Origin of the sequence: Nocardioides sp. GY 10127 (assembly GCF_004919085.1) — a bacterium.
Lineage (GTDB): Bacteria > Actinomycetota > Actinomycetes > Propionibacteriales > Nocardioidaceae > Nocardioides.
The window spans coordinates 454304-468865 of the sequence record NZ_STGL01000005.1; the positions used below are offsets into that span (position 1 = coordinate 454304).

Consider the following 14562-nt stretch of genomic DNA (forward strand, 5'->3'; position numbering starts at 1 on the left):
GGAGCCGGGTCAGACACCCAGGGCGGCGGCGAGCTCGCGCCGCGACCCGATGGCGAGCTTGCGGTACACCCGCGACAGGTGCCACTCGATGGCCTTGACGGTGACGTGCAGCTCCTCGGCCACCTGGCGGTTCGTCAGCCCCTGGGTGGCGAGCGCCGCGACCCGGCGCTCGGCGACGGTGAGGTCGCTCAGGGCGTCCGGGGGGATGGACCCGGCCGTCTCCCCCACGAGCACCAGCAGCTTCTGGGCGCGGGCCAGCAGCGGGGCCAGGCCCTGCCTGCCGGCGTAGGTCTCCGCGCTGCGCAGGAGCCCGACCGCCTCGTCCCGGCCGCCCGCGAGCAGCAGGAGCCCGCCGAGGTCCGTGTCGACCTGGGCCAGCAGGCGCCCGCTCGACCCGGACTCACCGAGCACTCGCCGCGCCTCGCGCAGCAGGTCCGAGCGGTCGCCGCCACTGGTGACGTTGGCGAGCGTGCGCAGCGCGAGGCCCTCGGCGTGGGCGCTGCCGGAGAGCCGGGCGAGGCGCAGGTGCTCGGTGGCGAGCGCGACGGCCTCCGGCTGCCGGCCCAGCGGCACCAGCGCCAGGGCGAGCCCCGTGCGCCACGGGAGCAGGACGGGGTCGGCGTCCGGGAGGAGCTCCCCGACCCGGCCCAGCTCGTCGGCGGCCGACTCCGAGTCGCCCAGCGCGAGGGCCAGCAGCCCGGAACCGTGGGCGACCACGGCCCGGACGGCGTCCTCCCCGGGGGCGCTGCCACCCGGCCCGGCACCCAGGCTGACGAGGCGCGCGGCCGCGTCCCGGGCACCGTGGAGGTCGCCGCGCGCCAGACGGGCGTCGACCTCGGCGTGCAGGAGGTGGGCCCGATCCAGCCCGCTCAGTGGCGAGGTGTTCACCGCAGCGAGCGACGCGAGCGTGAGCGAGACCTTGCCCGCGCGCAGCTGCGCGCAGGCGCGTGCGACCTCGAGCGAGCGAGGTGCCCCGGTGCACGTGGTGACGGGCGACGTCGGCGTCGACGCGGTCGTGCTGGGGGGCATGGCGCCGAGAGTACGGGCGGCCCTCGGAGCGGGGTGGGGGATTCAGGCGATTGGCAGGAAGACGTCTGGTCAGATGCCCGGAGGGCGCTCCTGCGCCTGGCACGGACCTGCCGCCGTCCCCCCGACGCCCGCCGCCGGCGTGTGCTCCGAGTCCTCGCCCGGGGCCTGCCGCGCGAGGACCGCCGGGTGGTCCGGCTCCAGCCGACCGGGGAGCCCGAAGAGGGCGAAGAGCCGCGGGTCGAAGAAGGCCTCGACGGCCCGCACCTGCTCGCCCGCCAGGTGCACCACCTGGAGCTGGAACGGCTCGAAGCCGCCGTCGGGCGCACGCATGTACAGCCCGAACGCCGGCTCGCCGTTGGCGGTGGTCGGCAGCATCGGCATGTCGCCGCTGCCGCCGGGGCACTCGTTCCCGATGAGCCAGGCGATGTTCTCGCGCCCGCGGAACCAGGAGGTGAAGGGCGGCATCTGCCACACGGCCTCGGCGGTGAGCAGGGCGGCGATCCGGTCGACGTCCTTGCGCCAGAAGGCCTCGGTGTAGCGCTCGAGCAGGCGCGACTGCTCGGGGGTGAGGCGGTCGGCCAGCGGGCTGTCCGGGTCGGGGCGCACCGCGGCCAGCTGGGCCCGTGCCCGCTGGAGGGCCGAGTTCACGGCGGGGACGCTCGTGCCGAGGGCCTCCGCGACCTCGGCGGCCGACCAGTGCAGCACCTCGCGCAGGAGCAGCACGGCCCGCTGTCGCGCGGGCAGGTGCTGGAGCGCGGCGACGAAGGCGAGCCGGATGGTGTCCCGCTCGGCGACCTCGACGCAGGCGTCGGGCACCGGCTCCAGCCAGGCGATCTCGTGGTCGGTCTCCAGGGCCTCGCCGGCCGGCTGGTCCGGGGTCCCGATCCCCGCGGGGAGCGGGCGGCGGGGCCGCCCCTCGAGGTGGTTGAGGGTGGCGTTGGTGGCGATCCGGAACAGCCAGGTGCGGGCCGAGGAGCGGCCCTCGAAGCCGTCCCGCGCGCGCCAGGCCCGCAGGAAGGTCTCCTGCACCAGGTCCTCCGCCTCGTGCACCGACCCGGTCATCCGGTAGCAGTGCGCCCGCAGCTCGCGCTCGTGGGCGCGGACGAGCGCCTCGAGGTCCAGCTCGGTCGTCGTCGTGCTCATCCGTCGTCTCCCTGCCGTGCTCCGCGGTGCTGCCCGGGTGGCCTGGGCGTGGGCTGTGAGCCCGCCAGGGAGTCTGCCCCCTGCCACCGACACCCGCCAGGGGCGCGGCTCGCCGGACGGCTGGGCAGGTGTGCGGGCGGCGCCTCAGGCGGCGCGGGCGACCGCGGCCAGGGCGGCCTCGGCCAGCGGCCGGACCACCTCGCGGTCGGCCGCGACCAGGCCCACGCGGGTGCGGCGGTCGAGGAGGTCGTCGGCGTCGTGCGCGCCCTCGTGGGTCACGCCGAAGACCAGCTCGGCGAGCGTGACGGGAGCCTCCGGAGAGGCCGGCCGCAGCAGCGCCGCGTCGTCCAGCCCCGTCACCTCGCGCGCGGTCGCGAGCACCAGCGCGGCGTCCGTGCCGTAGCGCCGCAGGAGGCGGGCCGGGGCGTCGAGCGAGGCCAGGACGGCCCGCGGGGCGGCGCCGCTCAGCGGCAGCGTCCGGGTCCGGCACGGCCCGGCCGACAGCCCCGCCGCGGAGACGCCGGCGTCCACGGCGTCCTGCGCCATGCGCCGGTAGGTGGTGAGCTTGCCGCCGACCACGGTGACCAGCGCGGCGCCGCGGGCGCCGCCGACGGCCCGCGCCCCGTGCACCAGGACGGCGTGGCGGCGGGAGAGGTCGGCCGTGCCGTCCCCGGTGCCGCCCGTGCTCCCGGCGTGCGGGTCGGCCAGGAGGGGGCGCAGGCCGGCGAACGCCCCGAGCAGGTCGGCGGGCGTCGGCGGGTGGGCGAGGACGCCGGCCAGCACGTCCAGCAGGAACGCCACCTCGCCCTGGGTGGGCTCGGGCACGTCGGGGACCGGCCCGGGCGCCGGCTCGTCGGTGAGGCCCACGTACGTGGTGCCGTCCGGCTGGGGCAGCAGCAGGACGAACCGCGCCCGCTCGCCCGGGACGGGCACCGAGAGCGCGGTGGAGAGGCCGCCCAGCGCGGCGGTGCGCACGACCAGGTGCGTACCCCGGCTCGGGGTGAGGTGCAGGCGGTCGTCGAGGCCGGCGGCCCAGACGCCGGTCGCGTTGACGACCAGCCGCGCCCGGACCTCGACCTGGCGCCCCGTCAGGGTGTCGACCAGCGCCGCCGAGCCGGGCCGCGCCTCGACCACGCGGGCGCGGGTGCGCACGTGGGCCCCGTGCTGGGCGGCGGTGCGGGCGAGCGTGGTGACCAGCCGGGCGTCGTCCTCGAGGCGGCCGTCCCACCCGAGCAGGCCCCCGCGCAGGCCGGCGGGGCGCAGCGCAGGTGCCAGGGCGAGGGCCTCGGCGGCCCCCACGCGCCGCGAGCGGGGGAGCTCGCCGGCGCCGGCCCCCGCGGCGTGGCGCAGGACGTCGCCCGCAGCCAGGCTGGCGCGGACCACCGTCGCCGCGCGGTGACGGGTGCCGTCCGTGAGCGGGACGAGCAGGGGGAGCGGGTGGACGAGGTGCGGGGCGGTGCGGCTCATCAGCAGCCCGCGCTCGACCGCCGACTCACGAGCCACCCCCACCTGGCCGTGCGCCAGGTAGCGGAGCCCGCCGTGGACGAGCTTGCTGCTCCAGCGGGAGGTGCCGAACGCGAGGTCGTGGGCGTCGACGGCGAGGACGCTGAGCCCGCGCGACACGGCGTCCAGCGCGACGCCGCACCCGGTGGCGCCCAGCCCGACGACGAGGACGTCGACCTCCGTCGGCGCGCCGTCGAGGCCCGCCGTGATGCGCGGGGCGGCCGGGAGCGCGTGCGCGGGCACGTCAGGCGCCCGTCGCGGGGGTCGGTGCGGGGGTGGGCGCCAGCGCGCCCCGTAGCTGGGCGGCGAGCTCGGCCTCCAGGGCGGCCTCGTCGACGACCGGCCTGTCTGTTGCCGCCTCGGGCTGGGCCTCGGGCCGGCCGTCGGCGGGGTCGACCATCGTGTGCCGGGAGAGGACGTGGCCGTGCAGGGTCAGCAGCAGCGCCCGGGCGATGGTCGTGGGGTCGCCGGCGCGGACCGCCCCGACGTCCTGCCCGTGCCGGACCGCCTCCGCGACCAGCCCGGCCATGAGCTCCTGCGAGCGGCCGCGGCGGGCCAGGAGGTAGGGCAGCAGCAGCTCGGCGTCCAGCTCGACGATGCGGGAGAAGAGCTCGTTCTCGCGCAGGGCGCGCACCGTGAGGAGGAGGTCGTCGACGAGGCGACTGAGCGGGTCCTCGCCCGCGTCCTCGCCCGCCTCCCCGCCCCTCTCCTCGCCCGGCTGGGATCGCTGGGCCAGCACGAGCGCGAGCACCTGCGACCACTCGCGGGTCATCAGGTCCCCGAGGAGCGTGGGCATGTCGGCCCAGGTCCGGTAGATCGTCATCCGGCTGACGCCGGCGCGGCGCGAGACCTCCGTGAGGGTCGTGCGACGCCACCCCAGGTCGAGCAGGCAGGCGCGGGCGGCGTCCAGGTAGGCGTCGGTGCGCTGCCCGAGCTCGGGCTCCGAGGGGATGTGACGAAGTGACGGCATGTGTCACACTGTAACGCATGACACGGCCCCAGTCGTCCCCCGCGACGCTCCCCGCTCACCCGCCGGCTCACCTGCCCGCGCACGCCCCGACCCCGCCCCGGGAGATGGACCCCCAGCGCTGGGGCCTGCCGGAGGCGGCCGGTCCGCTGCCCGACGGGGCCCGGGGCCTCGTGGAGCTCGCGTTCGGGGTGTCCACCACGGCGTCCGGGCCCCTCGGCCTACCCCCCGCGCCCGCGCTGCCCCCCGCGCTCGTCGACGCGCTCCGCGGCCTCCTGGGCGAGGAGCACGTGCTCGAGGCCGACGACGTCCGGCGGCTGCGGGCGGGCGGCAAGTCCACCCCGGACCTCCTCCGGGCGCGCGCGGGCGACGCCACCGACGCGCCCGACCTCGTCGTGCGCCCCGCCGACCACGACGACGTGCAGGCGGTGCTGGACCTCGCGGTCGCGCACCGCTGCGCCGTGGTGCCGTTCGGGGGCGGCACGGGGGTCGTCGGCGGCGTCGCGGGCGGGCGGACGGCGCGGGTGGCCGGGCTGACCGGGGCGCTGAGCCTCGACCTGGTGCGCCTGGACGCGCTGCTCGCGCTCGACGAGGTGTCGATGACCGCGACCCTGGGGGCGGGGCTGCGGGGGCCGGCCGCGGAGGCCCTGCTGGCCGAGCGGGGGCTCGTGCTCGGCCACTACCCGCAGTCGTTCGAGCACGCGAGCATCGGCGGGTTCGCGGCCACGCGCTCGTCGGGCCAGTCGTCGGCCGGGTACGGACGCTTCGACGCGATGGTCGTCGGCCTGCGGGCGGCGACGCCGCGCGGGGAGTGGCGGCTCGGCGTGGCGCCGGCGTCCGCCGCGGGCCCGGACCTCCGGCAGGTGCTCCTCGGCTCCGAGGGCGCGTTCGGCGTGGTCACCGAGGTGACCGTGCGGGTCCGGCGGGCACCCGTGGCGTCGCGGTTCGCCGGCTGGCGCCTGCCCGACTTCGGTGCGGCCTCCGCCGCCGTGCGCGAGCTCGCGCAGTCCGGGCTGCTGCCCACCGTCCTCCGCGTCTCCGACGAGGTGGAGACCGCCGTCAACCTGGCCGACCCCGCCGCCGTGGGCGGGTCCGGGGGCGAGGGGGGCTGCCTCGTCGTCGCCGGGGTGGAGGGGAGCGCGCGGCACGTCGAGGGGAGGTCCGCGGACGTCGCGGAGGTGCTCGCCCGGCACGGCGGGGCCGACCTCGGCGAGGCCGCCGGAGAGGCCTGGCGGGCCGGACGGTTCGCCGGACCGTACCTGCGCGACGCGCTCCTGGACGTCGGCGTCCTCGTCGAGACGCTGGAGACCGCGACCTTCTGGTCCGGTGTGGACGGGCTCAAGGAGGCCGTGACCTCCGCGCTGACCGGCGCCCTCGGCGACGGCACCCTCGTGCTGTGCCACGTCAGCCACGTCTACGAGACCGGCTGCTCCCTCTACTTCACCGTCGCCGCGCCGCAGGGGGGCGACCCGGCCGCTCGGTGGGCCCGGGCCAAGGCCGCGGCCTGCGACGCGATCGTGTCCGCCGGCGGCACCATCACCCACCACCACGCCGTCGGCCGCGACCACCGCCCCTGGTTGCGCCACGAGATCGGGGACGTCGGCGTCGGTGTCCTCCGGGCGCTCAAGGCCGAGCTCGACCCCGCCGGCGTGCTCAATCCCGGGGTGCTGGTGCCCTGAGTCCGGGTGGCCTGAGTGCTGGTGCCCTGAGTGCTGGTGCCCTGAGTCCGGGTGGGCGCCCCGGTCTCTGGGCCACGAGTCGTGCACAGGGCGGGCTGGGGTGGGGGTGTTCCCCAGGCCGGAGCCGGCCGGGCCCGCGGGGGTCGGCTTGTTGGTTGTCTGGGGGGTGTGAAGCGACGCGAGGACGACGAGCAGGGGTGGGCGGTGCCGGGTGACCCGGCACCGCACCCGGTGCTGCGCGCGCTCGCGGGCCTGGATGGTGCGGTCTCGGAGGTCTCGGCCGTCTCGCTGACCGGCCTGGGGGAGTCCGACGCCGGGGAGGCGTTGCTGCGGGTCACCGCCCTGGAGGCACGCGTGGCCGCGCTGCGCACCGCACTGACCGCCCGTGCCGAGACCGTCGGGGTCGGGTCCGCGTCGGGTGCGCCGAGCGCGGCGGTGTGGCTGGCGCTGCGGTCGGGTCTGACGCCGGCCGAGGCTCGACGCCGCTCGAACCTGGCCCGGGCCCTGGACCGGCACCCGCGGCTGGCGGCCGTGTTCGGGCAGGGACTGGTCAGCGAGGCACAGGTCGCCGCCGTCCTGCGGGCTCTCCAGGCGCTCCCCGCCGGGCTGGAGACCTGGGTCCACGACTCCGCGGCGGACCTCATGGTCCGCGCGGCACTCGACACCCGCGACCAGTCCTCCGCCGACGGGGTGCAGGGGCAGGCCGCGTTGGACGCGGCGGGGTTGAAGCGGCTGGGCGAGGAGCTCCTGACCCGGGTCGCCCCGGAGGTCGGTGAGGCCCACGAGGCGAGGCGACTGGCCGAGCAGGACCGTCATGCCTGGGACACCGCCCACCTCCAGCTGCGTCACGACGGCCAGGGCTCCACCTGGGGGACCTTCCGCATCCCGGTGGCGCAGGGTGAGCAGCTCGAGAAGGTCCTGACCGCGATCGCCTCCCCCGAGCACCAACGCGCCACCCAGAGCACCACCGAGGGCACCGATCAAGACCCCGCGCAAGCATCCGAGGCGTTCTGGCGCAGGCCGTACCGGCTGCGGCTGGGGCAGGCGTTCGCCGAGCTCATCGACCGTCTGCCGGTCGAGGACCTGCCCCGCGCGGGTGGGGTCGCGGCGAGGGTGGTGGTGACGATGACGCTGGCCGACCTGCTGGGCACCGCGAAGGCGGCGACTCTGGACACCGGCACGCGGATCAGCGCGGGCGAGGCCCGTCGGCTGGTGTGTGAGGCGGGGCTGGTCCCCGCGGTCCTGGGTGGGCCCTCGGAGGTCCTCGACCTCGGCCGCACGCGGCGCCTGCACACCGCGAAGCAGCGCCTCGCGCTGGCCCTGCGTGACGGCGGCTGCACGGTGGAGGGCTGCACCGCGCCACCGGCGCACTGCCACACCCACCACGACACCCCCTGGGCCGCGGGCGGGGCCACCACCCTGGCCAACGCCCGACTGCTGTGCCCGTTCCACCACCGACGGGTCCACGACCCCGGCTACACCGTCCAGCAGGCCGGCGCGGGCCGCCTCCACCTCCACCGACGGGAGTGAGGAGCCAGGAGTGAGGAGACGGGGCTCGTGAGGAGCGAGGAGCAGCCCCGGCGACGGCCGGACGAGCCCGGCGCGCGCTCAGCGCGGGGGCAGCGTCCAGACGAGCAGCTCGGTGTCGACGGCGGCGGTGACGGTGCGGGGCTCGTCCTCGCCGTCGAGGAGGAACGCGTCGCCGGCCTCGAGCGGCTCGGCGAGGCTGCTGCGCACCAGTGCGCCGCGAGCGACGAAGCAGTGGACGAGAGGGGCGGTGGGCAGCGTGACGGAGGCACCGGCCGAGAGCCGCGCGACGAGGAACCGGGCCTCGCCGGCGAGGGGGCGCGCTCCGGTCTCGACGAGCTCCCCGGCGGCGAGGGCCTCGGGGTCGGGGGTGGCGTGCTCCCACGAGGGCGCGGCGTCCGGGGCGTCCGGGACGAGCCACACCTGGACGAACCGGGTGACGCCGGCGTCCGCGGCCGCCATCTCGCTGTGCTCGACGCCGCTGCCGGCGTGCTGCACCCCGACGGTGCCGGGGCGCAGCGTGTGGGCGTGGCCGAGGGAGTCGCGGTGCTCGAGCGCGCCCTGGAGGACCCAGGTGACGATCTCCAGGCCCTCGTGGGCGTGGGTCTCGAAGCCGGCGCCGGGGCGCAGCGTGTGCTCGTCGTGGCAGACGATCCGGCCGAACGAGACGCGCTCGGGGTCGTAGTGGGCACCGAAGGAGAAGGAGTGCCGGGTCTGACGCCCTGCCTCACGTGTGGTGAATCGGCTCGTTCCTCGGCGGATCTCGACGCTCATGTCCATGATGGTCTCGTGCCGGACCAGCAGGACTCTCCCCACCTGCCCCAATTGCCCCCGGGGTTCCGTTTCGGCGTGGCCACGGCCGCGTACCAGGTGGAGGGCGCCGGCGACGTCGAGGGCCGCGGGCCGTCCGTCTGGGACACCTTCGCCGCGCGGGCGGGGATGCCCACCGCACCGGGCGCGGCGGCGGACCACTACCACCGGTTCGAGGAGGACGTGGACCTGCTCGGCCGGCTCGGCGTCCAGGCCTACCGGTTCTCGGTCTCGTGGTCGCGGGTCCAGCCGACGGGTCGCGGAGCGGTCAACGCCGCGGGTCTCGACCACTACGACCGGCTCGTCGACAGCCTCCTGGAGGCGGGGGTCGACCCGGTCGTCACGCTGTTCCACGGCGACCTGCCGCAGGGCTTGGAGGACGACGGGGGCTGGCTCAACCGGGAGACGGTGGCGCGGTTCGGGGAGTACGCCTCGCTGGTCGGCGAGCGGCTGGCCGACCGGGTGCACAGCTGGGTCCCGGTCGACGAGCCCAACGTGGTGGCGTTCCTCGGGTACGGCACGGGCTCGCACGCGCCGGGGCGTCGACTGATGTTCGACGCGGTCCCGGTGGCCCACCACCTGCTCCTCGGCCACGGCGTCGCGACGTCCGCCCTGCGCGCCGCGGGGGCCGACAACGTCGGCTGCGCCAACCACCACGCGCCGATGTGGCCGGCCAGCGACGACGCGGCGGACGTGGGGGCGACCAAGCTCTTCGACGCCCTGTGGAACGGCTTCTTCACCGAGCCGATGCTGCTGGGCCGCTACCCGATCGACCTCGAGGTGCTGGTCGAGGACGTGCTGGCCCCCGGCGACCTCTCGATCATCCGGCAGCCGCTCGACTTCTACGGCGTCAGCTACTACGCGCCGATGCGGATCGGCGCCGCGCCCGAGGAGGCCGAGACCCCCTTCCAGCCGGTGCCGCTGCTCGGCTACCCGACGACGGACCTGGGGTGGCCGGTCGTGCCGGTCGCGCTGCGCGAGTGGCTCATCACCTTCCGCGCGCGGTACCGGGCCGCGCTGCCCCCGCTGTGCGTCACCGCGGCCGGGGCGGCCTACGCCGACCCCATCGACGAGGCGGGCCACGTCGACGACCAGCGCAGGATCGACTACCTGGACGGCCACCTGCGGGCCGTCGCCGCGGCCGCCGCGCGCGGGGTGGACGTCCGCGGGCTCTTCGTCTGGTCGCTGCTCGACGGCTTCGACGGTGCGCAGGGCGACGGGACGCCGTTCGGGCTGGTCCACGTCGACCGCGACTGCCGCCGCCGCACCCCGAAGGCGTCGTTCGACTGGTACCGGCAGGTCATCGCCGCCCAGATGAATTCCATCGGTTGAATTCCATCGGCTGAGCCGGCTCGGCCGAGCTCGGTGGGGCTGAGGCCCCTCAGACCAGCGCCGCGGCCAGCCGCTCGACGACGAGCCGCAGCCGGCGGGCGTCGGTCGCGAGGTTGATCCGCACGTGGCCGGCGAGGCCGGGGTGGTAGTCGTGCCCCGGCGAGACCTTCACGCCGTGGGCGAGGCCGGCGGCGGCCGGGTCCTCGACGCCGTACGCCCGCAGGTCGACCCAGGCGAGGTAGGTGGCCTCGAGGACGCGGGTGCGCGCGAGGGGCAGGTGCTCGGCGAGCAGGTCGCCGAGCAGGGCGCGCTGCGCGACGAGCCGCTCGAGCAGGGCCTCGAGCCAGGCGTCGCAGTCGTTCCACGCGGCCACCCCGGCGACCATCCCGAGGACGGACGCGCCGCCGTTCTGCGCGTGCGGCACGGCCCGCAGGACGGCGAGGTCCTCGTCGTCCAGCGTGACCACCTGGGCCGTGTGCAGGCCGGCGGTCGAGAAGGTCTTGGAGTGGCTGGTGACGGCGACGGCGCGCTCGTCGACGGTCAGGTACGGGACGAAGGCGGGCGACCCCGGCAGCACGAGGGGGGCGTGGATCTCGTCGGCCACGACCCGGGCGCCGTGGGCGCGGGTGAGGTCGCGCAGCGCCTCGAGCTCGTCGCGGCGGTGGACCCGGCCGGTCGGGTTGTGGGGGCTGCACAGGACGACGGTGCGCGCGCCGTCCTCGACCAGGCGGCGCTCGATGCCGGCGAGGTCGAGCGGCGCGTCCGGGGCGTCGGGGTCGGTGTCGACGGGCAGGAGGGCGCGCCCGGTGACCTCGGTGAGCTGGTGGAACGGCGGGTAGTACGGCGCGGGGACGACGACGGGGCCGGGCGGGCACAGCGTCTCCAGCACGAGGCGCACGCCGGCGACGACGTCCCCGGTGACCACGGTGCGGCCGGCGGGCAGCTCCCAGCCCCAGTGCCGTCGGGCGAAGCCGCGGAACGCCTCGTCCAGGGCGGCGTCGTGACCGGTGCCGGCGAACGGCGCGTACCCGAGCATCCCGTCGGACACGGCCGCGTCCACGGCCGCGGCGATGGCCGGTGCCGGCGCGTAGTCGGCCTCGGCCACCCACGCGGGGACGGTGCCCTCCGGCACGGCCCCCCACTTGAGGGGGAGGGCGCGTCGCGCCTGCTCGTCGGTGAGGTCGACGATCACGGGGTTCCTCCAGGTCGGGGTGGGGAGGTGGCGGGGAGCCTGGTCGGGGTGGACCGTGGCCAGTCGCCACCCTAGGAGCCGACGGGCGGAGCCGCTCCCTCACCCGCCCCCGTCACCCGCCCCTCACCCGCCCCCCTCACCCACAGGGACCAGGTGTCCCGGTACCCCATCGGGGTACCACGGAGGACATGGACTCCTCCTGGAAGATGGCCGTCACCGCGACTCGTCACTGCCTCACCGGCTGCGCCGCCGGTGAGATCGTCGGCATGGTGCTCAGCACCGCGTTCGGCTGGCACAACCTCACGAGCATCGTCGTCTCGTTCGTGCTGTCGTTCGTCTTCGGCTACTCGCTGACGTTCTGGGGCGTGAAGAAGGCCGGGGCGGACACGGCCACCGCGGTCAAGGCGGCGCTGGCCTCCGACACCGTCTCGATCCTCGTCATGGAGGTCGTCGACAACGGCTTCATCGCCGCGGTGCCGGGCGCCCTGAGCGCGGGCCTGACCGACTGGCTCTTCTGGGGCTCGCTCGTCCTCTCGCTGGCGATCGCCTTCGTCGTCACGGTCCCGGTGAACAAGGCGATGATGGACCGGGGCCTGGGGCACGCGAAGGTGCACCAGCTCCACGAGGGCCACGGCTCCGCGGACCACGAGGGCCACGCGGGGCACGAGGACCACGACGCGCACGGCACGCACGAGGACCACGAGGACCACGCGGACCACGACGCGCAGGGGACGCAGGGCGGCCACGCGCACGAGACGCACTCCACGGCCCGGACCCGCTGAGGGGGGTGCCCGTCACCCGCCCGACACACACCGGCCCTACGATCCGGAGCATGCGCCGCCGCTCCACCGCCCTCGCCGTCCCCGCCGCCCTGCTCCTCGCCGTGGCCGCCACGGCCTGCGCGCCGACCGAGGAGTCGGCCACCGACACCTCGAGCTCGGACGCGAGCGCCAGCGCGACCGGCGACCCGTCGACCTGCGTCACCGACGACATGCTCACCACGGCCGGCGAGCTGACCGTGGGCACCGACTCCCCGGCCTACTCGCCGTGGTTCAAGGGCAACGACCCGACCAACGGCAAGGGCTACGAGTCGGCGGTCGCCTACGAGGTCGCCAGCCGCCTGGGCTTCAGCGCCGACCAGGTGACCTGGACCGTGGTGCCGTTCAACACCTCCTACGCGCCGGGCGCGAAGGACTTCGACTTCGACATCAACCAGATCTCGATCACCGCCAAGCGCGCGAAGGTCGTCGACTTCTCCGACGGCTACTACTCGGCGGCCCAGGCCGTCATCGCGCTCAAGGGCTCGGCCGCGGCCGACGCGACGAGCCTGGACGACCTCAAGAGCCTGAACCTCGGTGCGCAGACGGGCACGACCAGCCTCACCGCGATCACCGACGTCATCGAGCCCGACTCCGACCCGTCGGTCTTCCAGACCACGAACGCCGCGGTCCAGGCGCTCAAGAACGGCCAGGTCGACGCGATCCTCGCGGACCTGCCGACGGCCTTCTACATCTCCGCGGTGCAGCTGGGCAACGACGGCACCATCGTCGGCCAGTTCCAGCCCGACACCGGCGAGCAGGAGCAGTTCGGCATGCTCTTCGAGAAGGGCAACCCGCTGGTCACCTGCGTGGACGAGGCGCTGGCCGCCATGACCGAGGACGGCACGCTTGCCGCGATCGAGAAGAAGTGGCTCTCCGACACCGTCTCCGTCCCGGAGCTGAGCTGATCGGGACGTCCCGGCGAGCACCCTCGGCGCGCGTGTGAGCGACACCCAGGTCTGGACCCCGAGCGAGCACGAGCTCGCCCGGCGGTCGGTCCGTCGCCGGCAGCGGGTCCGCTCCACGGTCATCGCCACGGTGATGACCGTGGCGGTGCTCGGCCTGGTCGTCGCCGGGCTTCTGTCCTCGCCGGGCTGGCCGCGGGTCAAGGAGTACTTCTTCTCGCCGGAGGCAGCGCGGGAGTCCTGGCGGGCCGTCCTCGAGGCGATGTGGCTCAACGTCCGCCTCTTCGTGCTCTGCGAGATCGGCATCCTCGCGCTGGGCCTGCTCATCGCGGTGGCCCGCACGACCCGCTCGGCCTGGCTCGCGCCGGTCCGGGTGGTCGCGGTGGTCTACACGGACGTCGTCCGGGGCATCCCGACCATCCTGCTCATCACGATGTTCGGGTTCGGCATCCCCGCCCTCCAGCTCCAGGGCCTCACCAACGACCGGGTCGTGTGGGCGGGGGTGGCGCTGGTGGTCTCCTACTCGGCCTACGTCTCCGAGGTCTTCCGCTCCGGCATCGAGTCGGTGCACCCCTCGCAGGTCGCGAGCGCCCGCGCGCTGGGCCTCTCGGAGGGCCGCATCCTGCGCCACGTCGTCGTCCCGCAGGCGGTCCGCCGGATCGTCCCGCCGCTGCTCAACGACTTCGTCTCCCTGCAGAAGGACACCGCGCTCGTCTCCGTGCTCGGCGTCCTCGACGGCGTCTTCTGGGCCACCAACTACGCCAACTACAACTTCAACTACACGCCGATGGTCGTCGTCGCGATCTACTTCATCGTGCTCACCGTGCCGCTGGCCCGCCTCACCGACCACCTCCAGAAGCGCGTCGTCGAGCGCGAGCGGGCGGGGGCGCGATGAGCGAGCCGCTGCTGCGCGTCCGGGGCCTGCGCAAGGCGTACGGCGAGAGGGTCGTGCTCGACGGGGTCGACCTGGACGTCGCCACCGGCGAGGTCGTCTGCCTCATCGGCGCCTCCGGCTCGGGCAAGTCGACGCTCCTGCGCTGCCTCAACCTGCTCGACCAGGTCGACGACGGCACGATCGAGCTCGAGGGCCGGGAGATCACCGACCCCAAGGTCGACCCCCGCTCCGTGCGCCGCCGGATGGGGATGGTCTTCCAGGCCTACAACCTCTTCCCGCACCTCACCGTGCTCCAGAACTGCACGCTGGCCCCGCGCCGCGCGCACCGCGTCGGCCGGCGCGAGGCCGAGGCCCGCGCCCGCGAGCTGCTCACCCGCTTCGGCCTGGGCGAGCACGTGGACGCCCACCCCGACCGGCTCTCCGGCGGCCAGCAGCAGCGCGCCGCCGTGGTCCGGGCGCTGTGCACCCGGCCCACCCTGCTCCTCCTGGACGAGGTGACCGCCGCCCTGGACCCCGAGCTCGTCGGGGAGGTGCTCGGCATCCTCCGCGAGCTGGCCGCGCAGGGCACCACGATGGTGCTGGCCACCCACGAGATCTCCTTCGCGCGGGACGTCGCGAGCACCGTCGTCTTCCTCGACGACGGCCGCGTCTGCGAGCAGGGCCCGCCGGCCCAGGTCCTGGTGGACCCGGTGCAGGAGCGCACCCGGGCGTTCCTCAAGCGCGTGCTCTGAGCCTGGCGGGGCCGCCGTGCCGGCGGCCGGG

Annotated in this window: 13 protein-coding genes; 7 read left to right on the plus strand and 6 right to left on the minus strand. The window is 75.7% G+C overall.

The genetic code is table 11. The annotated features are described in order from the left end of the window. Positions 1 to 9: 9 nt before the first annotated feature. The 4 genes from E8D37_RS20085 to E8D37_RS09305 form a co-directional block, all read right to left on the minus strand. On the minus strand, positions 10 to 1029 hold the full coding sequence (locus E8D37_RS20085; protein ID WP_136569460.1) for a LuxR family transcriptional regulator: 1020 nt from the start codon (positions 1027 to 1029) through the stop codon (positions 10 to 12). Between the two features lie 69 nt (positions 1030 to 1098). Beyond that, positions 1099 to 2172: a sigma-70 family RNA polymerase sigma factor gene (locus E8D37_RS09295; protein ID WP_136569461.1), complete on the minus strand. Its 1074-nt coding sequence runs from the start codon at positions 2170 to 2172 to the stop codon at positions 1099 to 1101. 144 nt (positions 2173 to 2316) lie between these two features. Further along, entirely contained in the window at positions 2317 to 3918 is a 1602-nt protein-coding gene (locus E8D37_RS09300; protein WP_136569462.1) for a glycerol-3-phosphate dehydrogenase/oxidase, read from the minus strand. Between the two features lies 1 nt (position 3919). After that, the gene (locus tag E8D37_RS09305; protein WP_136569463.1) at positions 3920 to 4645 is read right to left on the minus strand and encodes a TetR/AcrR family transcriptional regulator; all 726 of its coding nucleotides are present in this window, start codon (positions 4643 to 4645) and stop codon (positions 3920 to 3922) included. A 17-nt stretch (positions 4646 to 4662) separates the two neighbouring features. Here E8D37_RS09305 and E8D37_RS09310 point away from each other — a divergent pair, with 17 nt between their 5' ends. Beyond that, positions 4663 to 6321, plus strand: a complete 1659-nt coding sequence (locus E8D37_RS09310) for an FAD-binding oxidoreductase (protein ID WP_240770306.1) — start codon at positions 4663 to 4665, stop codon at positions 6319 to 6321. 168 nt (positions 6322 to 6489) lie between these two features. Next, the gene (locus E8D37_RS09315; RefSeq protein WP_168929697.1) at positions 6490 to 7851 is read left to right on the plus strand and encodes an HNH endonuclease signature motif containing protein; all 1362 of its coding nucleotides are present in this window, start codon (positions 6490 to 6492) and stop codon (positions 7849 to 7851) included. Between the two features lie 78 nt (positions 7852 to 7929). On the opposite strand, the gene E8D37_RS09320 is transcribed toward E8D37_RS09315, so the two are convergent. Further along, the gene (locus E8D37_RS09320; protein WP_168929698.1) at positions 7930 to 8622 is read right to left on the minus strand and encodes a pirin family protein; all 693 of its coding nucleotides are present in this window, start codon (positions 8620 to 8622) and stop codon (positions 7930 to 7932) included. A 15-nt stretch (positions 8623 to 8637) separates the two neighbouring features. Between E8D37_RS09320 and E8D37_RS09325 the strand changes: the two genes are divergently transcribed. After that, complete coding sequence (locus tag E8D37_RS09325; RefSeq protein WP_276606476.1) at positions 8638 to 9990, plus strand: family 1 glycosylhydrolase; 1353 nt, start codon at positions 8638 to 8640, stop codon at positions 9988 to 9990. Positions 9991 to 10039: 49 nt separating this feature from the next. Here E8D37_RS09325 and E8D37_RS09330 read toward each other — a convergent pair whose 3' ends face one another. After that, a complete protein-coding gene (locus E8D37_RS09330; RefSeq protein WP_136569466.1) occupies positions 10040 to 11182 on the minus strand; it encodes an aminotransferase class I/II-fold pyridoxal phosphate-dependent enzyme in 1143 nt (380 codons plus the stop codon). A 188-nt stretch (positions 11183 to 11370) separates the two neighbouring features. Between E8D37_RS09330 and E8D37_RS20545 the strand changes: the two genes are divergently transcribed. Genes E8D37_RS20545 through E8D37_RS09350 form a run of 4 tightly spaced genes read left to right on the plus strand, consistent with a single transcriptional unit; the run spans position 11371 to position 14531 of the window. Beyond that, on the plus strand, positions 11371 to 11964 hold the full coding sequence (locus E8D37_RS20545) for a DUF4396 domain-containing protein (RefSeq protein ID WP_206055660.1): 594 nt from the start codon (positions 11371 to 11373) through the stop codon (positions 11962 to 11964). Positions 11965 to 12014: 50 nt separating this feature from the next. Continuing rightward, entirely contained in the window at positions 12015 to 12908 is an 894-nt protein-coding gene (locus E8D37_RS09340) for an ABC transporter substrate-binding protein (RefSeq protein WP_136569467.1), read from the plus strand. A gap of 34 nt (positions 12909 to 12942) precedes the next feature. Beyond that, positions 12943 to 13800, plus strand: a complete 858-nt coding sequence (locus E8D37_RS09345) for an amino acid ABC transporter permease (RefSeq protein ID WP_240770308.1) — start codon at positions 12943 to 12945, stop codon at positions 13798 to 13800. Next, complete coding sequence (locus E8D37_RS09350) at positions 13797 to 14531, plus strand: amino acid ABC transporter ATP-binding protein (RefSeq protein WP_136569468.1); 735 nt, start codon at positions 13797 to 13799, stop codon at positions 14529 to 14531. The genes E8D37_RS09345 and E8D37_RS09350 overlap by 4 nt, the downstream gene beginning before the upstream one ends. Positions 14532 to 14562 lie beyond the last annotated feature (31 nt).